Origin of the sequence: Nostoc sp. EspVER01 (genome assembly GCF_034530635.1) — a bacterium.
GTDB lineage: Bacteria > Cyanobacteriota > Cyanobacteriia > Cyanobacteriales > Nostocaceae > Nostoc.
The window spans coordinates 1-7,102 of record NZ_JAVRCS010000077.1; the positions used below are offsets into that span (position 1 = coordinate 1).

Here is a 7,102-nt window from a genome sequence, read left to right on the forward strand (position 1 = left end):
ATTACGGTCTGTCCTACCCGAATTGTGGGGATTCCTCCGCTCGTCTGGGCTACTTGGGGAACGAAAAGCCCCTAGACCCACAACTCGTTTTTATTCGTTCCCTCGGAGAGATTGATTGTTCCGTTAGATGTAGCCAATTCGATTCCTAGATTCCCTTGACTCTTGCCGATTTCCCGGAAAATGTTCGGCGGGAATGAACTCTAGTGGGGTCAGGGGGTTTTTGCGTTGCGCCCTGCCCTGGACTAAATCGCTTTTCTAGGCTCTGTTTCATCATAGGAACTCCCTATTAGCGCCAGTGTCAACCCGCAACGGCTGTCTGATTGCGCCCTGTTCCCAGCTTCACCCTCCAGAAACCGAGTCTGGTCGGTGTGGGCAGATAAGGAGTCAATTCTGAGTCTGAATGACAGGACTTGCACCTGCATCAATCCGAGAGTTCAGCCTTTAGTGTCAGTAATCTGCTGACGGACTGGATTAGTTATGTACGGACTGGATACCGTGATTCACTAATCAACGAATCGCACTTCCCGCTTCCATGTGCCACCAAGCTTTCATTTTGCCGGGGACGCAACCAAATAGGTTTTTTACGCCCAGTGTTAATGTCAACTGGGCATGTGATTTAATTTTCGGTAGGTTAATCACTACGTCTGCTTCCATTGCTTCTTTAGACAGTCGCAGATGGTTAAAATTTTCACTGACGGTTTGGTAACGCTGACCGTGAAAATCGATGATGGGAAGATTGAGTTCTTCTAGAATTGGCAGATAGCCATTTGCTATTGCTACGCCCTTGGCACTTCCAAAAGCAGGACTATCGCCCAAAAATGGTTTACCGCCAACCTCAATTACCATTTGGGCAACTTCATAAACTAGTTCGGCACGGGTGATACACTCTTTACCAGGACGCGATCCTGTAAGTAGATTTGGTTTGAGTAAAACGCGATCGCCTTTTTTTACAAACGCTGCTATTCCTCCGAAAGGTTCCAGCAGCGTGACTAAGGATTCTCGTAAAGCCTCTCGTTTGTAAGATGTAGCCCGAATGAGACTAACAGCTGGTTTTTGAGTCTGCATGGTAGGTAGGGGATAGGGAATAGGGGGGAGGGAACAGGCAATAGAGGATAGTAACCTATAACCTGTAACCCATAACCCATAACCTATTATTCTGTTTTGAGTGGTAAGATACCACTCATTTGTTCTAGATTTAACACTGTGGCTAAATCTGTTTCACTCATTAATCCTCGTTCTAAAACAATTTGCCGCAGAGATTTACCAGTTTCTAAGGATTCGTTAGCGATCGCTGCGGCATTTAAGTAACCGATGTGGGTATTTAGTGCCGTTACTAAAGCTAAACTGCCTTCGGCATAAGCTAAACAACGTTCGCGATTGGCAGTAATTCCCTCAATGCAGCGTTCGGTGAGTGCGGCGATGGTATTACCGAGAATTTCGATACTGTGAATTAGGTTATAGGCAATCAGCGGCATCATCACATTTAGTTCTAATTGTCCGGCTTGTGCGGCTAATGCGATCGCACTGTCGTAACCCATCACCTGAAAACACACCATTGATGTCATCTCTGCCATGACTGGGTTATATTTCCCTGGCATAATCGAGGAACCGGGTTGCACTGGGGGCAGTTGAATTTCTTTCAAGCCTGTTTTTGGCCCCGAATCCATCAGCCGCAAATCATGAGATATTTTGACTAAATCCTGGGCTAAGTTGCGTAAAGCACCAGAAACATTCACAAATGGCGCCATACTCTGCATAGCTGCCATGAGATGGGATGTAGGTTCTAGAGGAGTTTCAATCAATTCTGAAAGAACTTCTACCACACGGGCGCGATACAGAGGATGAGTATTTAACCCCGTTCCGGCTGCACTACCTCCTAAACCCAGCATCATCAAATCTCCAGAGGCGGTGTAAATCCGGTTTTGATGTTCTGTAAGGATGTGCGCCCAAGCCCGAAAATTCTCACCTAAACGCACGGGTACAGCATCTTGTAAGTGGGTTCTGCCAGATTTGACGATATCTTGAAATTCTACAGCTTTGTTTTCTAAGGCAGCGATCGCACCATCTATTGCTGGGTGTAGTGTCTTAGATAATGCCAATAATCCACCAATGCGAATTGCGGTAGGAATCACATCATTGGTAGACTGTCCATAATTAACGTGGTCATTGGGACTAACACGTTTATAATTTCCCTTTTCTTCACCGAGTATTTCTAAAGCGCGATTTGCTAAAACTTCGTTGAGATTCATGTGGTGGGACGTTCCAGCACCCGCCTGATAAACATCCACAACAAATTGATCGCGGAACTTCCCAGCTAAGATTTCATCAGTTGCTTGCACAATTGCCTGACTAATATCTTGGGGAATGCAATTTAGTTCTCCATTCACAATTGCTGTAGCTTTTTTTATTATCAATCCAGCATCTACGTAAGTAGCTAGAGGCTTTATCCCACTAATAGGGAAATTTTCGATTGCCCGCAGTGTTTGAATACCATAATAAACGCTACTAGCAATTTGGCGATCGCCCATCGAATCGCGTTCGATGCGGAATTGAGAGTCTGTGTGTTCAGTCATAGTATTGTTTTAAGGGAGCTACAGAAAACAGATTTTCCCACGCAGGCACACTCAGATACACTAATCTGCATATATTTTGCATATTTGCTTGGCTGTTTGTTGCTTTTACACTAATTAATTTTGAATTTTCCATGACTCTACCCAACTGGATTACTTTCTCTCGCCTTCTGGGTGTACCCTTTCTGCTTTATGGCTTGTACAACCCCACAGCACAAGCTAGATGGATATGTTTGGCGATTTTTATCGTTGCGGCGTTAACTGATTGGTTAGATGGCTATTTGGCACGGAAACTCAACCAAGTTAGTGAATTGGGTAAATTTCTTGACCCCTTAGTGGATAAATTTCTAGTACTTGCGCCATTGATGGTTTTGATTGAACTAGGAAAAGTACCTGCTTGGGGAGTGTTTTTAATTTTAGCGCGGGAATTAGCGATCGCTGGTTGGCGGGTGAATCAAACGACAATTACCGGGGCGAATATTTGGGGTAAACTAAAAACAGTTAGTCAAATAGTGGCGATCGCACTTCTGATTGCACCCCTACCTGAAGTCTGGCAAACTCCCTCTCTAATTGCCTTTTGGATTTCTGTTGCTCTAACTTTAATTTCTGGGGGTATTTATATTTTGCCGCAAAAAGCTACCACTAATGAAACGGCAAGATAGTATTGTAACTACGAAAAATACACCTTTAAGTTCAAAATCAAATCAAATGAGCTGCATGGTACTAATATTTTTTTATTTGGAAATCCTTTAGAACTCGAAAGTTGAGCCTTTGAACTCGGAAGTTTAAGATCAAAAGTTTAAAACTCGGAATTTTTAGAATTCGCAAACAAATAAAAAGTCGAGTTGAACAAATATGGGAGGCAATTTAGCGCCTCACCTTGAGAGCTGATTCGTAAAGTAAATATTAAGCAGCTAATCGCCTAACCATGAGACGAAGCAAAGAACCATAAATCATGGCTTCACTGACTTCGGAATAGACCTCATAATCTTTACTCAACCGCCGAAATCGATTCAACCATCCAAAAGTGCGCTCTACAATCCATCGCTTAGGCAATTGCTCAAAAGTGTTGGTGGTTCGTGCAATCACTTCCACTCGCACCTGCTCACCACAAACTTGCTTGACAGCATTGGCAAAATTCTTACCAGAATAGCCTTGATCTACCCAGATCACTTCTAATTGGGATAATTTTTCCTTTGCTTCATCTAGTACAACCACTGCTCCTAATCGTTCTGAGGCATTGGCTTCGGTGACGAACACCCCAACTAACAATCCTTGAGAGTCCACTACGATATGGCGTTTACGTCCTTTAACCTTCTTGCCACCATCGAAACCGTAGACCTCCCCTTTTTTTCCGTTGTCTTGACGGATTGAGAATCTGCGATGTCTTCGACGGGCTACGCCTACGCAACGGTGGACTGCTGATCTTTGCCTAATTCTGTTCGTAGTTGTTGGCGAACTTGGTCGTGCATTTGTTGCCAGATACGCAATGCGATTGCCATTTCTGAAAATAGCCATACACAGTGGTGTAGGGTGGAAGATCATGGGGTAGCATTTCCCATTGGCATCCGGTTCTTTGCACATAAAATATGGCATTGAGAATCTCCCGAAAATCGACTTCCACTGGATGCCCAAATCCTTTCGGTGCTGGTATAAGCGGTTTCAATACTTCCCACTCACCATCACTGAGGTCGCTAGGATAAGGTTTTCTTTGAGGATTGGCTATCTCCGGCAGACGAGTCATTTTTAGTACAACCATGCAACTCGATCTAGTTTAAAATCCACTCTTACTCATCCACAGTCCCTTTAGATTTTCTTTACGAATCAGCTCTGACACAGCGACTACTTTATTTCTCAAAATCATAGCTAGGTAAGCCAATAACATCAGTTTGGAGAGCAAATAAATCGCCTGAGTAGAAACTTTTTTCTATCTCCCCTTGGCTTAGTCCAACTGAAGCTGTAGTGATATAAAGTGTTTGCAAATCTTCGCCACCAAAAGTGCAACTGGTTGGCAATTGCACAGGTAAATTGATCCGCAATATCTCTTCACCTTTGGGGTTGAAACAAATCACACACCACCCATCCCACATAGCTGACCAAATATTTCCTTGACTATCTATCGTCAACCCATCTGGATAAAAAGATTCATGAGTTAAATCAACAAAAATCCGGCGATTAGTAATGTTACCTGTGACTGAATCAAAGTCGTAAGCATATATTTTTTGTTGAGGAGAATCACTCAAGTAAAACGTTTTTTCATCGGGACTCCACCCCAAACCATTAGAGATAGTCAAACCCGTTTCAATCACATGCAATGAACCGTCACGATCGTAGCGATAGAGGCTAGCCTGGGGTTTTTCTAAAGAACACATTGAGCCGATCCAAAAACGTCCTTGAGAGTCACATTTGCCATCATTCAGACGGTTATCTGACAGATTTACTTCAATTTCCAAAATAGGAGTAACTTCACCTGTCTGGGTGTTGAGGAATGCCAAGTGATGACGCAGTGCCATAATTAATCTATTTTTACCTGCTGTTGCGATCGCACCTACCACATCTCCCACATTAAAAAACAAGTCTTTCCCCGTAGCAGGATTGAACTGATGTACCCGATGGTTGTAAATATCGATCCAGTACAGCAGGTTTTGGGTAGAATCCCAGACGGGGCCTTCACCCAAGCGGGCACGGGCTTCTAATACATTCTGGAGTGGATATTGTAAAACCTGGCTCATTTTATCAACCAACAACACTATTTACAGAAACTAGTTTCAGTAGCCTTCAGGCAATTCTAAAAAACGTTTGCCTGACTAATAAAGAAAATTTTCATTCCTGTTTCAGTAAATACTAAAGACGCAATTTCTCGCGTCTTCCCCAGGTAGAAGAAAATATTTTTGATTTTAACTCAAACTTTACTGCGATCAATTAACTTAAAATTAGTCGGACAGGATTCCCGTTATGTACCAAATAGACCCGCCTCTCTCACAAAGAAGTCTTACCAACCATGTACGATATTCCCAGTGAATACCCAGAGGACTCTAGTTTGCCTGACGAATTTCACCTTTTTCAGTCCCAACTTCTGCGCGAAACCTTCTGTCCACCCATGCGTGAGAGGTTAGGATTACGAGATACAATTCTGAATTTATCATTAATGGTAGCAGCAGGTATAACACTGTTATGGCGGCAAGCTCCTGGTGTTCAAGAGTTAAATCGTCTGCTGGCAAGAGAAGGTTTATTATGGTGTCATCCCACCAAAGTGGCTCAACAATCACTATCAGAAAGATTTTTAGTTTTCCCTGTTGAATTATTTAAGCGTGTATTTAAAGATTTACTACCTTAGTTACAACTCAATTGGCAGCAACAACTGAGGCGGACATTACCAGATAGTGTTAAGTTTGCATTGCATAATTTTGACCGAATTTGGATAGCGGATGGGTCAAGATTAGAAGCTTTATTTCGGAAGCTAAAAAGCCTGGAACAGTTATCTTAACCTCTCACTGATGGTATGGCACAGTCCTTCACCTCGACATCATTGATGGTAAAAGTTGGATTCAACAAGATGGCACCGAAGTTGGAATTGCAAACCAGTTGGTTGAACTCGGTGTCCCCAAGGAAGACATTGTTTTAGGCATTAATCCTCCAAAAATGCGACATTACACCGACTTTGCAGTGGGATGATTAGCCCCACTATATTTAAAGTACAATCCTCATACTCAAATCCAGCCACTTCGACTGAGTAATCGGCGCACTGCTAGAAATATAGTCAACACCCGTCTCTGCCACACTGCGAATCGTTTCCAAAGTCACATTCCCCGAAGCTTCAATTTTCACTCGGTTATCCTGCTGGCGAATCAACAGCACCGCCTGACGCATCATATCCAAAGGCATATTGTCCAACATAATAATGTCAGCCTTATGCTGCAAAGCTTCTTTCACCTGCTCTAAACTTTCCGTTTCAACCTCTATAGTCAAAGGATAAGGAATCTGAGAACGAATACGGGTAATAGCTTCTCCAATTCCCCCAGCGGCCGCAATATGATTATCCTTAATCATTACCGCATCATCCAACCCCATGCGGTGATTAATCGCTCCACCCAAAGCAGTCGCGTACTTTTCCAATAGTCTCAGCCCTGGTGTCGTTTTACGCGTATCCACAAGCTGAGCAGGTGAATCAGCAATTTTCTTTACATATATATTAGTCAGCGTAGCAATCCCACTCAACCGCATAGCTAAGTTGAGCGCGACTCGTTCCCCTATCAGTAGCGCATCCAGCGAACCATGAATTTCAGCTACTACCTGTCCTGGCTCACACCATGCACCTTCACCAGCAACCGCCACAAAGCTGACTTTTTCATTCAAAATCTGAAACACTCTAGCTGCAACTGGTAAGCCAGTAATTATCCCTGAAGCTTTAGCGATCCATTTAGCAGAGCCTAGTGTCACATCTTCTACTAGAAGAGTACTTGTAGTGCGATCGCCGCGGCCAATATCCTCCAACAACCAGGCACGCAAGAGTGGATCTAAAACCAGCCAGG

4 protein-coding genes and 4 pseudogenes are annotated in these 7,102 nt (G+C 43.5%); 3 read left to right on the forward strand and 5 right to left on the reverse strand.

The features are described 5' to 3' along the window. Positions 1-522: 522 nt before the first annotated feature. Positions 523-1,065 (reverse strand): annotated as a pseudogene (locus RMX69_RS29255) (DUF362 domain-containing protein); the annotation flags it as partial. An 86-nt stretch (positions 1,066-1,151) separates the two neighbouring features. Then, positions 1,152-2,573, reverse strand: a complete 1,422-nt coding sequence (locus RMX69_RS29260) for an aspartate ammonia-lyase (protein ID WP_322639527.1) — start codon at positions 2,571-2,573, stop codon at positions 1,152-1,154. A 131-nt stretch (positions 2,574-2,704) separates the two neighbouring features. Here RMX69_RS29260 and pgsA point away from each other — a divergent pair, with 131 nt between their 5' ends. Then, on the forward strand, positions 2,705-3,232 hold the full coding sequence (pgsA, locus tag RMX69_RS29265) for a CDP-diacylglycerol--glycerol-3-phosphate 3-phosphatidyltransferase (protein ID WP_289795744.1): 528 nt from the start codon (positions 2,705-2,707) through the stop codon (positions 3,230-3,232). 244 nt (positions 3,233-3,476) lie between these two features. On the opposite strand, the pseudogene RMX69_RS29270 reads toward pgsA, so the two are convergent. After that, positions 3,477-4,314, reverse strand: a pseudogene (locus RMX69_RS29270) (IS5 family transposase). A 103-nt stretch (positions 4,315-4,417) separates the two neighbouring features. Further along, positions 4,418-5,302 carry an SMP-30/gluconolactonase/LRE family protein gene (locus RMX69_RS29275; protein ID WP_322639528.1) on the reverse strand — a complete coding sequence of 295 codons (885 nt, stop codon included), beginning with the start codon at positions 5,300-5,302 and terminating at the stop codon, positions 4,418-4,420. A 377-nt stretch (positions 5,303-5,679) separates the two neighbouring features. Between RMX69_RS29275 and RMX69_RS29280 the strand changes: the two are divergent. Together RMX69_RS29280 and RMX69_RS29285 are read left to right on the forward strand one after the other, a co-directional pair. After that, positions 5,680-6,045, forward strand: a pseudogene (locus RMX69_RS29280) (IS4 family transposase); the annotation flags it as partial. Positions 6,046-6,068: 23 nt separating this feature from the next. Continuing rightward, positions 6,069-6,245: pseudogene (locus RMX69_RS29285) on the forward strand (element excision factor XisI family protein); the annotation flags it as partial. 15 nt (positions 6,246-6,260) lie between these two features. Here RMX69_RS29285 and nadC read toward each other — a convergent pair. Beyond that, positions 6,261-7,102 (reverse strand): carboxylating nicotinate-nucleotide diphosphorylase (nadC, locus tag RMX69_RS29290; protein WP_322639529.1); only part of this gene is annotated, 842 nt, incomplete at its 5' end.

Coding starts and splice junctions, on each gene's coding strand:
- RMX69_RS29260 (WP_322639527.1), bottom strand. CDS start 2,573: ATGACTGAACACACAGACTCTCAATTCCGCATCGAACGCGATTCGATG.
- pgsA (WP_289795744.1), top strand. CDS start 2,705: ATGACTCTACCCAACTGGATTACTTTCTCTCGCCTTCTGGGTGTACCC.
- RMX69_RS29275 (WP_322639528.1), bottom strand. CDS start 5,302: ATGAGCCAGGTTTTACAATATCCACTCCAGAATGTATTAGAAGCCCGT.